The sequence below is a fragment of the Geobacillus sp. DSP4a genome (assembly GCF_013096875.1).
GTDB classification, from domain to species: Bacteria; Bacillota; Bacilli; order Bacillales; family Anoxybacillaceae; genus Geobacillus; species Geobacillus thermophilus.
Window position 1 is genome coordinate 14,621 of the sequence record NZ_SDLD01000016.1, and the last position, 16,522, is coordinate 31,142.

Annotated in this window: 17 protein-coding genes; 16 read left to right on the forward strand and 1 reads right to left on the reverse strand. The window is 50.4% G+C overall.

All coding sequences use genetic code 11. The annotated features are described in order from the left end of the window. Window positions 1–102: 102 nt before the first annotated feature. Window positions 103–1,182 (reverse strand): HD-GYP domain-containing protein, encoded by a 1,080-nt coding sequence (locus ETC02_RS07420; protein WP_171698161.1) that lies wholly within the window; start codon window positions 1,180–1,182, stop codon window positions 103–105. A gap of 174 nt (window positions 1,183–1,356) precedes the next feature. Here ETC02_RS07420 and hpf point away from each other — a divergent pair, with 174 nt between their 5' ends. The 16 genes from hpf to ETC02_RS07500 all read left to right on the forward strand — a co-directional run bounded on the left by hpf (window position 1,357) and on the right by ETC02_RS07500 (window position 16,439). Beyond that, entirely contained in the window at window positions 1,357–1,905 is a 549-nt protein-coding gene (hpf, locus tag ETC02_RS07425) for a ribosome hibernation-promoting factor, HPF/YfiA family (RefSeq protein WP_100664405.1), read from the forward strand. An 85-nt stretch (window positions 1,906–1,990) separates the two neighbouring features. Further along, a complete protein-coding gene (locus ETC02_RS07430) occupies window positions 1,991–2,695 on the forward strand; it encodes a tropomyosin (protein WP_171698162.1) in 705 nt (234 codons plus the stop codon). Window positions 2,696–2,803: 108 nt separating this feature from the next. Then, window positions 2,804–5,317: a preprotein translocase subunit SecA gene (gene secA, locus ETC02_RS07435; RefSeq protein WP_171698163.1), complete on the forward strand. Its 2,514-nt coding sequence runs from the start codon at window positions 2,804–2,806 to the stop codon at window positions 5,315–5,317. Between the two features lie 92 nt (window positions 5,318–5,409). Further along, a protein-coding gene (prfB, locus tag ETC02_RS07440; protein ID WP_122983794.1) for a peptide chain release factor 2 occupies window positions 5,410–6,514 on the forward strand; the annotation gives its coding sequence in 2 pieces (ribosomal slippage) (window positions 5,410–5,484 and window positions 5,486–6,514; 1,104 coding nt in all). 108 nt (window positions 6,515–6,622) lie between these two features. Beyond that, window positions 6,623–6,883 carry a hypothetical protein gene (locus tag ETC02_RS07445; protein WP_014196753.1) on the forward strand — a complete coding sequence of 87 codons (261 nt, stop codon included), beginning with the start codon at window positions 6,623–6,625 and terminating at the stop codon, window positions 6,881–6,883. Further along, complete coding sequence (locus ETC02_RS07450; protein ID WP_042381729.1) at window positions 6,852–7,112, forward strand: type II toxin-antitoxin system RelE family toxin; 261 nt, start codon at window positions 6,852–6,854, stop codon at window positions 7,110–7,112. The genes ETC02_RS07445 and ETC02_RS07450 overlap by 32 nt, the downstream gene beginning before the upstream one ends. A gap of 136 nt (window positions 7,113–7,248) precedes the next feature. Beyond that, complete coding sequence (locus tag ETC02_RS07455; RefSeq protein ID WP_171698164.1) at window positions 7,249–8,112, forward strand: YitT family protein; 864 nt, start codon at window positions 7,249–7,251, stop codon at window positions 8,110–8,112. 62 nt (window positions 8,113–8,174) lie between these two features. Beyond that, a complete protein-coding gene (gene cccB / locus ETC02_RS07460) occupies window positions 8,175–8,513 on the forward strand; it encodes a cytochrome c551 (RefSeq protein WP_033012034.1) in 339 nt (112 codons plus the stop codon). Between the two features lie 259 nt (window positions 8,514–8,772). Then, entirely contained in the window at window positions 8,773–9,468 is a 696-nt protein-coding gene (gene ftsE / locus ETC02_RS07465) for a cell division ATP-binding protein FtsE (protein ID WP_011232571.1), read from the forward strand. Further along, complete coding sequence (gene ftsX, locus ETC02_RS07470) at window positions 9,449–10,342, forward strand: permease-like cell division protein FtsX (protein WP_033012035.1); 894 nt, start codon at window positions 9,449–9,451, stop codon at window positions 10,340–10,342. The genes ftsE and ftsX overlap by 20 nt, the downstream gene beginning before the upstream one ends. 24 nt (window positions 10,343–10,366) lie before the next feature. Further along, complete coding sequence (locus ETC02_RS07475; RefSeq protein WP_033012036.1) at window positions 10,367–11,665, forward strand: murein hydrolase activator EnvC family protein; 1,299 nt, start codon at window positions 10,367–10,369, stop codon at window positions 11,663–11,665. Between the two features lie 253 nt (window positions 11,666–11,918). Further along, complete coding sequence (locus ETC02_RS07480) at window positions 11,919–12,143, forward strand: heavy-metal-associated domain-containing protein (protein WP_033012100.1); 225 nt, start codon at window positions 11,919–11,921, stop codon at window positions 12,141–12,143. Window positions 12,144–12,338: 195 nt separating this feature from the next. Further along, a complete protein-coding gene (locus tag ETC02_RS07485) occupies window positions 12,339–12,527 on the forward strand; it encodes a hypothetical protein (protein ID WP_050367801.1) in 189 nt (62 codons plus the stop codon). Further along, the gene (gene tnpA, locus ETC02_RS07490; protein ID WP_033012039.1) at window positions 12,502–12,903 is read left to right on the forward strand and encodes an IS200/IS605 family transposase; all 402 of its coding nucleotides are present in this window, start codon (window positions 12,502–12,504) and stop codon (window positions 12,901–12,903) included. The genes ETC02_RS07485 and tnpA overlap by 26 nt, the downstream gene beginning before the upstream one ends. An 8-nt stretch (window positions 12,904–12,911) precedes the next feature. Beyond that, on the forward strand, window positions 12,912–14,375 hold the full coding sequence (locus ETC02_RS07495; protein ID WP_289668182.1) for a transposase: 1,464 nt from the start codon (window positions 12,912–12,914) through the stop codon (window positions 14,373–14,375). A 603-nt stretch (window positions 14,376–14,978) separates the two neighbouring features. Continuing rightward, on the forward strand, window positions 14,979–16,439 hold the full coding sequence (locus tag ETC02_RS07500; RefSeq protein ID WP_050367799.1) for a S41 family peptidase: 1,461 nt from the start codon (window positions 14,979–14,981) through the stop codon (window positions 16,437–16,439). Window positions 16,440–16,522 lie beyond the last annotated feature (83 nt).

Genomic DNA, 16,522 nt, shown 5'->3' on the forward strand with positions numbered 1-16,522 from the left:
AAGCGGGTGTCCTCTTGATGGGTCGAGGGCACCCGCTTTTATGCGGCAGGGCGAATGAAACCGGCATTCGTTCGCCTGTTTTTGCCGTGAGCGGCAAAAGAGTCAAACGGCCTTGACAATCGTGATGTTCATCTCTTTCCGCAAGTCAATCTCATACGGGCTTTTCAGCTCCTCGCCTGCTGGATTTTTGATGACACGGACGATCGGGCGGAGCGGGAAGCCTGGAAACACTTGCGAGACGACGCCGACTTCTCCGGTGTTGAGCTTAACGGTCGTGGCGACCGGGTAGATGGCGATGTGAGAGAGAAACAGCTTGATCAGATCATAGTCTAAAATGCCGCCGGCGGCGGATAGGTATTCGGCTGCCTCGTGCGGCGAGTATTGTCTTCGGTGGTAGCGCGCCGATGTCAAGGCGTCAAAAACGTCGGCGATGGCGACGATGCGGGCGTATTCGTGAATGTCATCGCCCGATAAGGCGCGCGGGTAGCCGCTGCCGTCGCACCGCTCATGGTGCTGCAAGGCGCAGTGGGCGGAAAAGAGCGAGCTGTTGCGCTGGCGCCGCAACAGTTCAAAGCCGAGATACGTATGGCGGCGGATGATTTCCTTTTCCTCTTCCGTCAAGGCTCCTTTTTTTCGCCAAAGGCCGTCAGGCAGCTGGGTCATGCCGATGTCAAACAGCAGCGCGCCGATGCCGAGGTCAAGCAGCTGATCGGGGCGGTAGCCTTTGGCGATGCCGATGACGCCGGCGATGGTGGCCACGTTGACCGAGTGGTGGAAAAAGTAGCCGTTGGAGATGACCAAGTCCGACAAGTTGATGAGCAAATCTTCTTGTTTTAGCAAATAATCCAAAATGTCTTTGAACACTTTTTCGTACTCTTTTCCTAAATCGAGGGAAGACACACGGCTGAGCAGTTTTTTTTGCTCAATCAAGGCCGTCATCGTCTCGTACACTTTTTTCACCGCCTGTTGGCGCACGGTCGGGCTGATGAGCGGGCGCGGGCGGATGTCATAGGTTTGTTTGTCGTCAATGTAAATGTATTGAACCCCTTTTTGCGCCAACGAACGGATGTAGCCGCTGGTCAGCCGTACGCCGCGCGACAAAAGGACGCTGCCGTTGGCGGCAAACAAGTCGACAGCGAGCACGTCGCCGCTTTTCGCATGGGAAATATGGACCTTTCGCATCGTTCACACACTCCGTACCTTCCACATCATAAGAAAAAACACCTATGCCTATCTTACCATATTTTCCTATGTTTTTCACAAAATCTTCAAAAATATTTTTGATTGAAACATGGATTGGATGGGTAATAAAAAGTGTAGGGATTTACAGTTTTATAAGATAAGGAGTGGTCAGCGATGATGTATAACGTTCGCGGGGAAAACCTCGAAGTCACGCCAGCGTTGCGCGAGTATGTGGAGAAAAAAATCGGGAAACTGGAACGCTACTTTGATGGCACCGATGACGTGCATGTGCACGTCAATTTAAAAGTCTACAACGATGGGCAAGGGAAAATCGAGGTGACCATTCCGATTCCGCATTTGTTGCTGCGCGCTGAAGAGCGCCATGAAGATATGTATGCGGCGATCGATTTAGTAGCCGATAAACTGGAGCGGCAAATCCGCAAACATAAAACAAAGGTGAACCGCAAGCTGCGCGACCGCGAGAAAGAGGTGAAGCTGGCTGCCCCTGTCTCGATCGGCGCTTCCGCAGCGGAGAATGAAGAGGAGTTTGAAATCGTGCGCACGAAACACTTCAGCTTGAAGCCGATGGACAGCGAAGAAGCGATTTTGCAGATGAATTTGTTAGGGCACAACTTCTTCATTTTCACCAACGCGGAAACAAACCGGACGAACATCGTCTACCGCCGCAAAGACGGAAAATACGGACTGATCGAGGCGAATTAAACGGTTGCCTCTTGTGCGCATCCCCTGCTTTTTTTGGCAGGGGATGTTATAATATGCATGAGAAAAATCAAAATGGGGGAGAGCGATGGAGGAACTGTTGCGTCAAATCTTGTCCAAGTTGGACAACATGGAAAAAGGATTTTTGGCGTTCCAAGAAGAAACTCGCCAACGGTTTGAGCAGATGGATGGCCGTTTGACGGAGATGAACGGACGCCTCGTCGGCCTCGAACGGGAAATGGGCGCAGTGAAAGAGCGGTTAGACCGTGTGGAAACGCGGTTGAATGGCGTAGAGGCCCGATTGGACGGCGTGGAAACGCGGTTGAATGGCGTAGAGACCCGGTTGGACGGCGTGGAAACGCGGTTGAATGGCGTAGAGACCCGGTTGGATGGTGTGGAAACGCGGTTGAATGGCGTAGAGACCCGGTTGGACGGCGTGGAAACGCGGTTGAATGGTGTGGAGACCCGGTTGGACGGCGTGGAAACGCGGTTGAATGGTGTGGAGACCCGATTGGACGGCGTGGAAACGCGGTTGAATGGTGTGGAGACCCGATTGGACGGCGTGGAAACGCGGTTGAATGGTGTGGAGACCCGGTTGGATGGTGTGGAAAACGAATTGAGGGAAGTGAAAGAGACGCTTCATCGGGTCGAAACGCAGCTTGTGGATGATGTGCAAATCTTGCTTCGCAAAATTCACGAAAAAGTGGAGGAGAAAAGTTTTGAAATTTATGCGCTGAATCGGCGGCTTCACCATGCGGAAGCGGCGATTGAGCAACTTCAGTCCAAGTTGTGATCCCCTCTCTTGGACATGCCCCTCTCCCAGCCTGTACAACAGTTGTCACTGATCCCTGTAAATGATATGATGAAGAAGTGAGTCCATGAAAAATAAGGAGCGTTTCCTATGCTTGGAGTCTTAAAAAAAGTATTTGACCCGAACAAGCGTCAGTTGGCAAGGCTTGAGAAAATTGCCGATCAAGTCGACGCGCTCGGTCCGGAGATGGCCCGACTGTCCGATGAACAGCTGCGGCAAAAAACCGAGGAATTCAAAGCCCGCTACCAACAAGGCGAATCGCTCGATGATTTGCTTGTCGAGGCGTTTGCCGTTGTGCGCGAAGGGGCGAAGCGCGTCCTTGGCTTGTACCCATATAAAGTGCAAATTATGGGCGGCGTCGTTTTGCATGAAGGCGACATCGCCGAGATGAAAACGGGTGAAGGGAAAACGTTGACGGCGACGATGCCTGTCTATTTGAACGCCTTGACGGGGCGCGGCGTGCATGTCGTGACGGTCAACGAATACTTGGCGACGCGCGATGCGACGGAAATGGGCAAACTGTATGAGTTTTTAGGCATGACTGTCGGGTTGAACTTAAGCGGTATGTCGCGCGAGGAGAAGCAAGCGGCGTACAACGCCGACATTACGTACGGGACGAACAACGAGTTTGGCTTTGACTATTTGCGCGACAACATGGTGCTTTATAAGGAGCATATGGTGCAGCGGCCGCTGCATTTTGCCGTGATCGACGAGGTTGACTCGATTTTGATCGATGAAGCGCGGACGCCGCTTATTATTTCCGGGACGGCGCAAAAGTCGACCAAGCTGTACGTGCAGGCGAACGCGTTTGTCCGCACGCTGCGCAAAGATGTCGATTACACATACGATGAAAAATCGAAAAGCGTCCAGCTGACGGAAGAAGGAATGAACAAAGCCGAGCGGGCGTTTGGCATCGACAACTTGTTTGATTTGAAGCACGTGACGCTCAACCACCATATTCAGCTGGCGCTGCGGGCGCATGTTGTGATGCAGCGCGATGTCGACTACGTCGTGCAAGACGGAAAAGTGATCATCGTCGACCCGTTCACCGGGCGCTTGATGCATGGCCGCCGCTACAGCGATGGACTTCATCAAGCCATTGAGGCGAAGGAAGGGCTCGAGATTCAAAACGAGTCGATGACGTTGGCTACGATTACGTTCCAAAACTATTTCCGCATGTATGAAAAACTCGCGGGGATGACGGGGACGGCGAAGACGGAAGAGGAAGAGTTCCGCAATATTTACAACATGCGCGTCGTCGTCATTCCGACGAACCGCCCGGTGATCCGGGAGGACCGTCCGGATTTGATTTATCGGACGATGGAAGGGAAGTTCCGCGCCGTGGTCGAGGACATCGCCGCCCGCCATGCGAAAGGGCAGCCGGTGTTGGTCGGCACGGTGGCGATCGAGACGTCGGAGCTGTTGTCGGAGATGTTGAAAAAACGCGGCATCCCGCACAACGTCTTAAACGCGAAAAACCATGCGAAAGAGGCGGAGATCATCGCCCAAGCAGGACAAAAAGGCGCGGTGACGATCGCGACGAACATGGCCGGGCGCGGGACGGACATTAAGCTTGGCGAAGGGGTCAAGGAGCTTGGCGGATTGGCCGTCATCGGCACGGAGCGGCATGAAAGCCGGCGGATTGACAACCAGCTGCGCGGCCGCTCGGGACGCCAAGGCGACCCTGGGGTGTCGCAGTTCTATTTGTCGCTTGAGGATGAATTGATGCGCCGCTTCGGTTCCGAGAGCTTGATGGCGATGATGGACCGCCTGGGGATGGACGATTCGCAGCCGATCCAAAGCAAAATGGTGACACGGGCCGTTGAGTCGGCGCAAAAACGGGTCGAAGGCAACAACTTCGACGCCCGCAAGCAACTGCTTCAATATGACGACGTGTTGCGCGAACAGCGGGAAATCATTTACCGCCAGCGTTTTGAAGTGCTTGATTCCGACAACTTGCGCGGCATTATCGAAAAGATGATCCAATCGGTGATCGAGCGCGTCGTCAACGCTCATACGCCGAAAGAAGAGGTTCCGGAAGAATGGAATTTGAAAGGGCTCGTTGAGTATCTCAACGCCCATCTGCTTCCGGAAGGGGATGTAACGGAAGCTGACTTGCGCGGCAAAGAGCCCGAAGAGATGATCGAGCTCATTTGGTCGAAAGTGAAGGCGCGCTATGATGAGAAAGAAACGCAAATCCCGCCGGAACAGATGCGCGAGTTTGAACGCGTCGTCGTCTTGCGCGCTGTCGATATGAAATGGATGAACCATATCGACGCGATGGAGCAGCTCCGCCAAGGCATCCATTTGCGTGCGTACGGGCAAGTTGACCCGCTGCGCGAATACCAAATGGAAGGCTATGCGATGTTTGAAAACATGATTGCCGCGATCGAAGAGGAAGTCGCGACGTATATCATGAAAGCGGAAATCCATCAAAACCTCGAACGCCAAGAAGTGGCGAAAGGCGAGGCCGTGCATCCGAAAGAAGACGGCGAAGAGCCGAAGCGAAAACCGGTCCGCAAGGCGGTGCGCGTCGGCCGCAACGACCCGTGCCCGTGCGGGAGCGGGAAGAAATATAAACATTGTTGCGGAAGAACGGTGTAACGGTTTATAAATAATAGGGGGGGCGCTGCCTCCCTTTTGAATGGCAGATATGAACCATTGACATACTATATTCATGATGAGGTGAGGACAACATGATCGATTTGGTGGAAATCAAGCAAGAGCTTGAGAAAATGGCTAAGCGATTAGCGGAAATCAGGGGGTCTCTTTGACCTCGAAGCGAAGCAGGCGCGCATTCGCGAATTAGAAGAGCAAATGGCGGCGCCCAACTTTTGGGATGATCAAAAGGCGGCGCAGGCGGTCATTTCCGAAGTGAATGCGCTCAAAGATCTCGTCGAGGAATTTTCCTCGCTTGAAGAACGGTTTGACAACTTGGAAGTGACGTACGAACTGCTCAAGGAAGAGCCGGATGACGAGCTCCAAGCTGAGCTCGTCGAGGAAGCGAAAAAGCTGATGAAAGACTTCAGCGAGTTTGAGTTGCAGTTGCTGCTCAATGAGCCGTACGATCAAAACAACGCTATTTTGGAGCTCCACCCGGGTGCGGGCGGCACGGAGTCGCAAGACTGGGCGTCGATGCTGTTGCGCATGTACACGCGCTGGGCGGAGAAAAAAGGGTTTAAAGTCGAGACGCTCGATTACCTCCCGGGCGAGGAAGCGGGGATTAAAAGCGTCACGCTGCTCATTAAAGGGCACAACGCCTACGGCTACTTAAAAGCGGAAAAAGGGGTGCATCGGCTGGTTCGCATCTCGCCGTTTGACGCCTCAGGCCGCCGCCATACGTCGTTCGTGTCGTGCGAGGTTGTGCCGGAGATGGATGATAACATTGAAATTGAGATCCGGCCGGAAGAGCTGAAAATCGACACGTACCGCTCAAGCGGCGCGGGCGGGCAGCACGTCAACACGACCGACTCGGCCGTGCGCATCACCCACTTGCCGACCGGGATTGTCGTCACGTGCCAATCGGAGCGGTCGCAAATCAAAAACCGCGAAAAAGCGATGAATATGTTGAAGGCGAAATTGTACCAAAAGAAACTCGAGGAGCAACAAGCCGAACTCGCTGAGCTGCGCGGCGAGCAAAAAGAAATCGGCTGGGGCAACCAAATTCGTTCGTACGTCTTCCATCCGTATTCGCTTGTCAAAGACCATCGGACGAACGTCGAGGTCGGCAATGTGCAGGCGGTCATGGATGGGGAAATCGATGTGTTCATTGACGCGTATTTGCGCGCGAAGTTGAAGTAAAGGGCGATCATCCGATCGTCCTTTTTCGTTTCAAAAATCATTTTTCTGATTTTGACGCATCTGCATCCCGGTGGTATGCTGAAGGTAACGAAAGGCAAAAGGAGGGCGATGGCTTTGGCTGTGCGCAAACAATTGCTTTACGAACTGATTGACCGGTTGGATGAAACGGATCATCAAACAGTGTACGATTTTTTGATGTACTTGCTTGATCGGTCCAGAAAGGAACGAATGGTATGGGAGCGGATTGACGAAACAGATGAAGAAGAAGCGTTGACGGAAGAAGAGCGCCAGCAGCTGCAAAGCGATGAAGGATATATCACCGGGGGAGAAGCCAAGCGTGAATTCGGGCTACAAGTTGATTTACCGTAGGGCCGCAGTCAAATTCATCGCTAGGCAAGAAAAAGAGGTTCAAGAACGGTTGGCCTCTGGGTTGCAAGGTCTGCTTGCGATCCCGCCGCAGGGGGATATTAAAAAGTTGAAGGGGCAGGATGGATTATATCGGCTGCGGGTCGGAACATATCGTGTTTTGTTTCGCATCGATCATGAAGAACGAATCATCTATATTGAGGCGATCGGCAACCGCGGGGATGTGTATTGAGGCTTGTATTTTTTGGCTAGGGCGATCATCGGATCGTCCTTTTTTCCTTTAGCATAGCAGACCATTATCGCGTTAATCGGCTGTCATTTACTTGCCAAAACGGGCATGCTATACTCACAGAGGAAGGTGGGGAAGCATGCGGAAGCGAAGAGAGAAGACCATGCCTCCGGCGGTGGAGGCGGCTTTGGAGTATGCGTATGTTCTGATCGGCGCGGCGATCGTCGCTGTGGCGTTTAACGTGTTTTTGCTGCCGAATCGGATCGCCTCGGGCGGGGTAAGCGGCGTGAGCACGATTATGCACGCGCTGTTTGGCATTGAGCCTGCCTACGTCCAATGGGCGCTCAACATTCCGCTCTTTATCGCTGGCGTTGTGCTTTTGGGCCGGCAGTTTGGCGTCAAGACGTTTGTCGGGACGGTGTTTTTGCCGCTTGTCGTCTATTTGACGAAAGGGATGGAGCCGGCGACGACGAATCCGCTTCTTGGCGCGATCTTTGGCGGTATCGGTGTCGGACTCGGCCTTGGCATTGTATTTCGCGGCCGCGCTTCGACGGGCGGCACCGATTTGGCGGCGCAAATCATCCATAAATATACCGGGCTGTCGCTCGGCATGTGTGTGATTTTGATTGACGGCTTGATCGTGTTGACCGCGGCGTTTGTCTTTGACATTGAGCGAGCGCTCTACGCGCTGATCGCCTTGTATGTGACGAGCAAAACGATCGACCTCGTCCAAGTCGGGCTCGGCTACTCAAAAATCGCTCTCATCATTACAAAGGAAGAAGAAAAAGTGCGCCGCGCCATTTTGCACGAAATCGATCGCGGGGTGACGCGGCTGCCGGCGTACGGCGGTTACACCGAACATGAACGGCCGGTGTTGATGTGCGTCGTCGCTCAATCGGAGTTCACAAAATTGAAACAAATCGTGCGAACCATTGATCCGACAGCGTTTGTCGTCGTTGCCAACGCCGCTGAAGTGCTTGGAGAGGGATTTCAACGTACGTAAAACGGAAAAAATCGGTTATAATAAAGGAGAATGAAATTTTTGTTTTCTGGGGGGAGTTCGCCATGAAGTGGAAGTTGGCTGCGATGTTCCTTGGCGTTTCGCTCGCGCTTGCCGCGTGCGGCGGTGGCGGGGACAACGCCGGGGACCAAAACGGCGGCAATAACAACGGTGGAGGGGATACCGTTGCCGCTGCTGAACAAATCTATCAGCAAAACTGTGCATCATGCCACGGTCAAGACCTTTCGGGTGGGGTCGGTCCGAACTTGCAAAAGGTTGGAAGCAAGTACTCCAAAGAGCAGATCAAAGAGATCATTGCCAACGGCCGCGGCGCCATGCCGGCCGGAATCATCAAAGGGGAAGACGCTGATAAAGTGGCCGAGTGGCTGGCCGCGAAAAAATAATGGATGGATGTTTCTGACTCTTTGAAAGAAAAGATCGTTTCACTCAAGGAAAGTGCACCGCCTTGTTCGCTCAAGAACTGGGCGGTGTTTTCTGTTTTTGCGTCTTTTGTCCTAGTTTCTCCATTGTTCCCCATTTGAAATATAAATGTAAAATTCGACAATAGAAAATCGTGTTATAATAATCCTTGCGGAATTTTGCGGGATTCATTCGAAACAGCTCGAGAAATGGCAGCAGGAAAGTCGAAAATAGGTGATGATGATGATTGAAATGCAAGATGTATACAAAACGTATCCAAACGGCGTTGTGGCGCTAAACGGCATCAACGTTCGCATCAAGCAAGGAGAATTCGTCTACGTCGTTGGGCCCAGCGGAGCTGGGAAGTCGACGTTTATTAAAATGATGTACCGCGAGGAAAAGCCGACGAGCGGGACCATTATGGTCAACGGCGTCAACCTTGCCAAGCTGAAAGACAGCAAAGTTCCTCTTTTGCGCCGCCATATCGGTGTTGTGTTCCAAGATTTCAAGCTGCTTCCGAAGCTCAACGTTTACGAAAACGTGGCCTTTGCCTTGGAAGTCATTGAAGAATCGCCGAAAGTGATCCGCAAAAAAGTGATGGAAGTACTCGACCTAGTCGGCCTCAAACATAAAATCCGCTCTTACCCGAACGAACTGTCCGGGGGCGAACAGCAGCGCGTCTCGATCGCCCGCTCAATCGTCAACTCCCCGAAGATCGTGATTGCCGACGAACCGACAGGAAACTTGGACCCGGAAACCTCATGGGGCATTGTGGAGCTGTTTGAAAAAATCAATGACCGGGGAACGACGATTGTGATGGCGACCCACAACAAAGAGATCGTCAACGCGACCCGGCGGCGCGTCATCGCCATCGAAAACGGGAAAATCGTCCGCGACGAGGCGAAGGGGGAATACGGTTATGACGCTTCATACGTTTAAGCGCCACGTTCGGGAGAGCATGAAAAGCCTCGGCCGCAACGGTTGGATGACATTTGCGTCCGCGAGCGCCGTCACGGTGACGCTGTTGCTTGTCGGCGTCTTTTTTGTCGTCATGTTCAACATCAACCATTTTGCCCAGAAAGTCGAAAACGATGTCGAAATTCGCGTCCATATCGAGCTGACGGCCGACAACCAGCAAAAAAACGCTTTGCGCCGGCAAATTGAAGCCATTCCAAACGTCAAGGAAGTGCGCTATTCATCAAAGGACGAAGAGCTGAAGCGGCTGATCAAAAGCATGGGGGAGGAAGGCTCGTCGTTCCGCTTATTTGAACAGGACAACCCACTAAGCGATGTATACGTCGTGAAAGCGGCCCGCCCGCAAGATACAGTGAAAATCGCCAAACAAATCGAAACATTGCCGTTCGTCCATAAAGTCAATTATGGCCAAGGGACGGTCGAGAAGCTGTTTGACGCACTGAAAGTGGCGCGCAACGTGGGGCTCGTGCTCATTCTCGGATTGTTGTTTACGGCGATGTTTCTCATTTCCAACACGATCAAAATTACGATTTTCGCCCGCCGCCGCGAAATCGAAATTATGCGGCTCGTGGGCGCGACGAACGGGTTTATCCGCTGGCCGTTCTTTTTGGAAGGGTTATGGCTTGGAATGCTTGGCGCTCTCTTCCCGATCGCGGCGCTTTCGATCGTGTACTACAACGTGTATCAGGTGTATGAACAGTGGGTTTCCTTGCCGTTTTTTGAACTTCTTCCGTTTTCGCCGTTTATGTGGCAGTTAAGCGGGCTGCTGCTAGTGATTGGCGCCGGCATCGGCGTCTGGGGAAGCGTTATGTCTGTGCGCAAGTTTTTAAAAGTATAAATGATAGAAAGGGAGAGGGGAAAGATGAAAAAGAAACGCATGTTGGCGCTCGCTGTTGCCGGGGCGCTTGGGCTGGGCATTCTCCCGCCGGCGGCGGACGCCGTCAGTACGCGCGACATCGAGCAGAAGCGGGATGAAATGGATTCGCTGCGTTCGAAGCGGTCCGATGTCGAGCAAAAAATCAATGAGGCGCAAAAAACGATCGAATCGCTTCGCTCGCAACAGCGCCAAGTTGCCAATGACATTCAAAAACTCAACGTGGCGATTGACGAAACGAGCGGCAAAATCCGCAACGTCAGCGCAGATATTGACCAAACGGAGCAAGCCATTGACCAATTGAAACAAGAAATTGCCGAAATTCAAGAACGGATTGAAAAGCGGAATGAAATTTTGAAGGAGCGGCTTCGTTCCTTGCAGGAAAGCGGCGGAGCGATCAGCTACTTGGAAGTGTTGCTCGGCGCCCAAAGCTTCAGCGACTTCATCGACCGGATGAGCGCCGTCACCACGATTATGGAAGCGGACCAGCAAATCATTCGTGAACAGGAAGCGGACAAAGCGCTGAAAGAAAAAAAGGAAACAGAATTGACCGAAAAGCGGAACAAGCTGCAAGCGGATTTGCAAGAATTGAAGCAGCTGCAGGCTGAACTGGCTGGCCAGTTGGAACAAAAAAATCGCCTGATGGCTGATTTGAAGCAAAAAGAGGAAGAAGAGCATGATCATAAGATGGCGCTTGAAGAAGAAAAAGAACTGATCGCCAAACAAGAAGCGGCGGTGAAAGAGCAGCTTGCCGAACTCGAACGGCAAAAACGGGCGGAAGAAGAAGCGAAACAGAGGGGACGTACATATACCGCGCCAAACGATGGAGGATCGTCATCAGAAGAAGCGCCATCGGGCGGCAGCACACCGCCTGTGTCGAGCGGGGCCTTCACCCGTCCAGCCAACGGTCCGATCAACTCGGGCTTTGGCTACCGGTTTGGTGGCACGGACTTCCATCCCGGGGTCGACATTGGCAAGCGAGCTCCTGTTGTGCCGGTTGTCGCGGCAGCGGACGGCATTGTGTTCCGCTCCTACTATTCTAGCAGCTACGGCAACGTCATTTTCGTCAGCCATGTGATTAATGGGCAAACCTATACGACTGTGTATGCTCATTTAGAAGCGCGTCTTGTTGGCGAAGGGCAGCACGTTCGCAAAGGACAAGTCATCGGTTATATGGGTAATACTGGAAATTCGACCGGTCCGCACCTTCATTTTGAACTGCACCGCGGCGGCTGGAACCCAGGAAAAACGAATGCGGTCGATCCGCGTAATTACATCGCTTTCTAAATTCTGCTATACGCAACTTGTCTGTCTATGAGACGGACAAGTTGCGTATTTTTTTGATTGATTTGACATCAAGGAAAACGGTTTGGCTGCACCACATCCCCCCTTGACTCTGTACCTTAGTACACTGTTTATAATGGTACACAACAATGGAAATCTTCCCGTTGTCGAAAGGAGAATGAGTGATATAGGGTTCATGATCGAGGATCTGAACAAATTAAGAAAGAGACATTTCTGGATAGGAGTGATTTTTATCATGAAAACATACCGAATGACCGTCCAAGGCATGACATGCACCGGCTGTGAACAACATGTCGCCAGAGCGCTGGGGGCGATTGGGGCCAAGCTGATGGATGTCAGCTTCCAGCGCGGTGAAGCAGTATTCGCGCTGCCCGAGGACACAGACGTTGACATGGCGAGACAAGCGGTCAAAAACGCCCATTACGAGCCGGGGGACATTTTTCGCCTGTTTTTAGGTTGACAGGCGAACGGAAGTTTTATATAATTATCTCGAATTCAAGATTTATTGAATGAAGAGAAATGGTTGCGCCTAACGAGGATGAGACAAGAAAAAACGGGAATCAATAGCGTAGGCGTTGGTGGTTATGGCACTTGCGGATTCGGAACAGCAAGCGCTTGATGGCCCATCATTTCTTGCAATGAAGGAGTGGAAAAGATGATCCGCATCGACCGGGCTTCATCCCGTTATTACGGGGGAAGCGCAAGAAAGCCCCTGTCTTTAGACAAGGGGATGAATTGCGTATTTTTTTTGATAAATTTATTAGATGTGTTTATTTTATCTATTGTTTATGGTATATTTAGTATAGAGGTGATTGTTTTTGGAAAACGAAAAATACACCCATAAAAAAGGGATTGTTTATCTCAATCAATATCATATTGTGTTTTGTCCAAAATACCGTAGAAAAGTGTTAGTTGGAGATATTGAACGAGATTTAAAAAAAATTTTTGAAGAAGTTGCCAAAGAACATGATGTACAAATCAAAGCAATGGAAATTATGCCTGATCATGTTCATTTGTTCATTTCTTTTGACCCTCGTCAACATTTGCACAAAATTATACAAGCGTTTAAAGGGAAAAGCAGTCGAATATTAAGGGAGAAATATCCTTCGTTAAAAAGCAGACTACCATCGCTATGGACACGAAGTTATTTTTGTTGTACTGTCGGCTATATTTCAGAAGAAGCGGTTAAACAATACATCGAAAATCAAAAGAACGTATAAAGGAAGTGGTGTCGTTGGCGAAAACAAAAACCAAAAGTTATGTGCTGACGTTGAAACTCAAAACAGAACTATGGCAGGCGTACATATTAGAGAAACGTTTTGAAATTGGCAGAAAAATATACAACGCTTGTTTGGGCGAATTGTTGAAACGGCATAAAAAACTACAACATGATAAGCAGTATCGTCATCTAGCCCAACAACCAAAATCAAAAGAAAGAAACAACTTGCTAAATGAGTTATATCGTCAGTACGGAATCAATGAATACGCTATGCACGATTTTGTTAAGCCAATGCAACACCATTTCAAGAAACACATCGACTCACACACCGCACAAAAAATCGCTACGAGAGCATGGATGGCAATGGAAGAACTCATCTTTGGTAATGCAAAAAAAGTGTCTTTTAAGAAATACAACGATATGGATTCATTAGAAGGAAAAACAAATAGCGCAGGCATCCGTTTCAAAAACAAACATTTGCTTTGGAATGGTTTATCTATTCCTGTTATAATTCACCCAAACGACATATATACACATCTGGCTCTACAAGACCGTATAAAATATTGTCGCATCGTCCGTAGACGAATTAGAGGAAAAATCAAGTATTTTCTTCAACTCACTCTTGAAGGTGTGCCACCAAAGAAAATAAACCGCCAAACAGGAGAAATAAAACATCCAATAGGGCGAGGCGATGTTGGTATCGACATAGGAACACAAACCGTCGCTATTTGCTCGATGAATAATGTCAAGTTGCTTATTCTTGCGCCGAGTGTCGAAAACATAGAAAAGCAAAAGCGAGTTCTTCAACGAAAATTGGATCGTCAAAGACGGGCGAATAATCCGCACAAATACAATGAAGATGGGACAATAAAAAAAGATAACAAGGAAAAATGGGTTTGGAGTAAAAATTATCTCAAAACGAGAAATCAGTTAGCAGAATTACAAAGAAAAATGGCAGATAAACGGAAACAAGATCATCAACGGCTTGCCAATTGGATCATCGCATTAGGTCATCATATCCAAGTAGAAAAAATGAATTTCAGAGCACTTCAAGCAAAGGCAAAAGAAACAAAAGTCGATGCCAACGGAAAATACAAAAAGAAAAAACGATTTGGAAAAAGTATTGCGAATCGTGCACCAAGTTTGTTTTTAAACATACTGAATCAAAAACTGCAATATGAAGGCTATTCCCTTCAATACATCGACACATTTCGCGTCAAGGCAAGTCAATACGACCACCAAAACGATGAGTACAACAAGAAAACACTTTCCCAACGATGGCACGAAGTAGACGGACGCAGAGTGCAACGAGATTTATACAGCGCATTTTTAATCATGAATGTGAAAGACAATCGAAAAGAAATAGATAGACAAAAATGTTTAGAGAGATGGGATCAATTTATTCGACTGCATGATGAAGAAATCAAACGACTTCATCTTCATTCATGTGTCGTAAGTAGTATGGGAATTTAAATGATAAAAAGCGTCTTGAATCGGGCGCACAGGGCGATAAGCACCAGTAAGGTGTTTGCCCATGAAAGTCTTGTGGAATTAGAGTCAGTGTCCATGCGAAGGTATGGAAGAAGCTCTATAGTACACAAGAACCCCGTGGCTTTAGCCATCGGGAGGTTCAGGGACACGCCGGCGCTTCGCTTGGTGACGAACGAAGGAGCGCAGTTCATGCTCATTGATTTGCCCAAAGAGGAGTAAGAGCATTTCGTTTTTGTGCGGTTCATTCGTTTGACAGCCACTTCGGATGCGGCTAAGAAGACGAATCAAAAAGAGGCATCGTTCGCCAAAATGGCGGGGGGTGCCTCTTTTTTCCGCGCCCGTATGAGTTGAGAAATCAAAACGCAGCGTGTAAACTAGTAAAGGATAGACAACGAATGAGCATACTCGGTACAAGCCTAACATATGATGGAGATAAAGGCATGGCACGGCGTTTGGGCGGTGCTTTTCCTTTTCTCATTGGCGTTAGAGGCATCCGCTTGTTTCGCCGAAGGAGAACGAAGAGACCCCCTTTCCCTTCCGTTGCAGGCAATGGAAAGGGCAGGTTTAGGGTGAGGAGGAAACAACGTGAAGAAAACGACAACGGCCGCACTCATGGCCATCTCAATGCTCGTCGGGGCCGGCGGAACGTATGCCGGTTTGCAGCTGGCTGGCGGAGCAGAAGACGGGCCGATGCCGGAGGCCATTTCTGAGGAACTGTCCAAGACGGCCAGCGATCATGACGAAATGAAAAAAATCCGCCAGGCGTACGAACTCATTAAAAACCGGTATGTGGAAAAAGTGGATGAAGAAACATTAACGGAAGGCGCCATTCAAGGGATGATCGACACGCTCCATGATCCGTATTCCGTCTACATGGATGCGGAAACGACGGAGCAGTTCAATGAGTCGCTCGACTCGTCGTTTGAAGGAATCGGCGCCGAAGTGAGCATGATCGACGGCAAGGTGACGATCGTCGCTCCGATCAAAAATTCGCCGGCGGAAAAAGCGGGGCTGAAGCCGAACGACCAAATTTTGCGAGTGAACGGGGAAAGCCTAGAGGGGCTTGACTTGTATGAAGCGGTGCTGAAAATCCGCGGCAAAAAAAGGACGACAGTGGAGCTTGACATTTTGCGCCCGGGCGTCAAAAACGTGATGAAAGTCAAAGTCGTCCGCGACGAAATTCCGATTCAGACGGTGTATGAGTCGGTCAAAACGTATGAAGGCAAAAAGGCCGGCTATTTGCAAATTACATCATTCTCGGAAAACACGGCCGCCGATTTTAAAAAGAAACTGGCGAAGCTTGAGGCCGAACATATTGATGGCTTGATCATCGATGTGCGCGGCAACCCGGGCGGCTATTTGCAAAGCGTTGAGGAAATTTTGAAGCAACTCATCCCGAAAGGCAAACCATATGTGCAAATTGAAGAACGCGATGGCGATCGGCAAAAGTTTTATTCCGATTTAACGGCGAAAAAGCCATACCCGATCGTTGTGCTCATCGACAAAGGAAGCGCATCGGCGTCAGAGATTTTGGCTGGAGCGATGAAGGAAGCGGGCGGCTACAAGCTGGTCGGCGAGGCAACGTTCGGCAAAGGGACGGTGCAGCAGGCGATCCCGATGGGCGACGGCAGCAACATCAAATTGACGCTGTACAAATGGCTGACGCCAGATGGGCATTGGATCCATAAAAAAGGGATCAAGCCGGATGTCGCGGTGGCGCAGCCGGATTATTTCCACGTCGCTCCGCTTCATGTCGAAAAACCGCTTCGGTATGACATGAACGACGAGCAAATCGCCAATGCGCAAAAAATGCTCAAAGGGCTTGGCTTCAACCCGGGCCGCACGGATGGCTACTTCAGCAAAGACACCGAGCAAGCCGTCCAAGCGTTCCAAAAAGCGAATCAGCTCCCGGTTACGGGGCGAATCGATGAGACGACGGCGGATGTGCTGCAAACGAAAATCATGGAAGCCGTCCGCGATCCGAAGCATGATGTGCAGTTGAAAAAAGCGCTTGGCGTGTTGTTTCCGTCGCGAGCGAGCCAATGATGACGAGTAAAGAGAAAAGGGTGCCTCTGACAACGCAGAGGCACCCTTTTCTTTGTGACTGATTTGCCTGTGGACTATCGCTG

Excerpts from the sequence above, each read along its gene's own strand:
- secA (WP_171698163.1), top strand. The coding sequence starts at position 2,804 with ATGCTTGGAGTCTTAAAAAAAGTATTTGACCCGAACAAGCGTCAGTTG.
- ftsE (WP_011232571.1), top strand. The coding sequence starts at position 8,773 with ATGATTGAAATGCAAGATGTATACAAAACGTATCCAAACGGCGTTGTG.
- ftsX (WP_033012035.1), top strand. The coding sequence starts at position 9,449 with ATGACGCTTCATACGTTTAAGCGCCACGTTCGGGAGAGCATGAAAAGC.
- ETC02_RS07455 (WP_171698164.1), top strand. The coding sequence starts at position 7,249 with ATGCGGAAGCGAAGAGAGAAGACCATGCCTCCGGCGGTGGAGGCGGCT.
- ETC02_RS07445 (WP_014196753.1), top strand. The coding sequence starts at position 6,623 with ATGGCTTTGGCTGTGCGCAAACAATTGCTTTACGAACTGATTGACCGG.
- ETC02_RS07430 (WP_171698162.1), top strand. The coding sequence starts at position 1,991 with ATGGAGGAACTGTTGCGTCAAATCTTGTCCAAGTTGGACAACATGGAA.
- hpf (WP_100664405.1), top strand. The coding sequence starts at position 1,357 with ATGATGTATAACGTTCGCGGGGAAAACCTCGAAGTCACGCCAGCGTTG.
- cccB (WP_033012034.1), top strand. The coding sequence starts at position 8,175 with ATGAAGTGGAAGTTGGCTGCGATGTTCCTTGGCGTTTCGCTCGCGCTT.
- ETC02_RS07485 (WP_050367801.1), top strand. The coding sequence starts at position 12,339 with ATGATCCGCATCGACCGGGCTTCATCCCGTTATTACGGGGGAAGCGCA.
- ETC02_RS07420 (WP_171698161.1), bottom strand. The coding sequence starts at position 1,182 with ATGCGAAAGGTCCATATTTCCCATGCGAAAAGCGGCGACGTGCTCGCT.
- ETC02_RS07475 (WP_033012036.1), top strand. The coding sequence starts at position 10,367 with ATGAAAAAGAAACGCATGTTGGCGCTCGCTGTTGCCGGGGCGCTTGGG.
- ETC02_RS07480 (WP_033012100.1), top strand. The coding sequence starts at position 11,919 with ATGAAAACATACCGAATGACCGTCCAAGGCATGACATGCACCGGCTGT.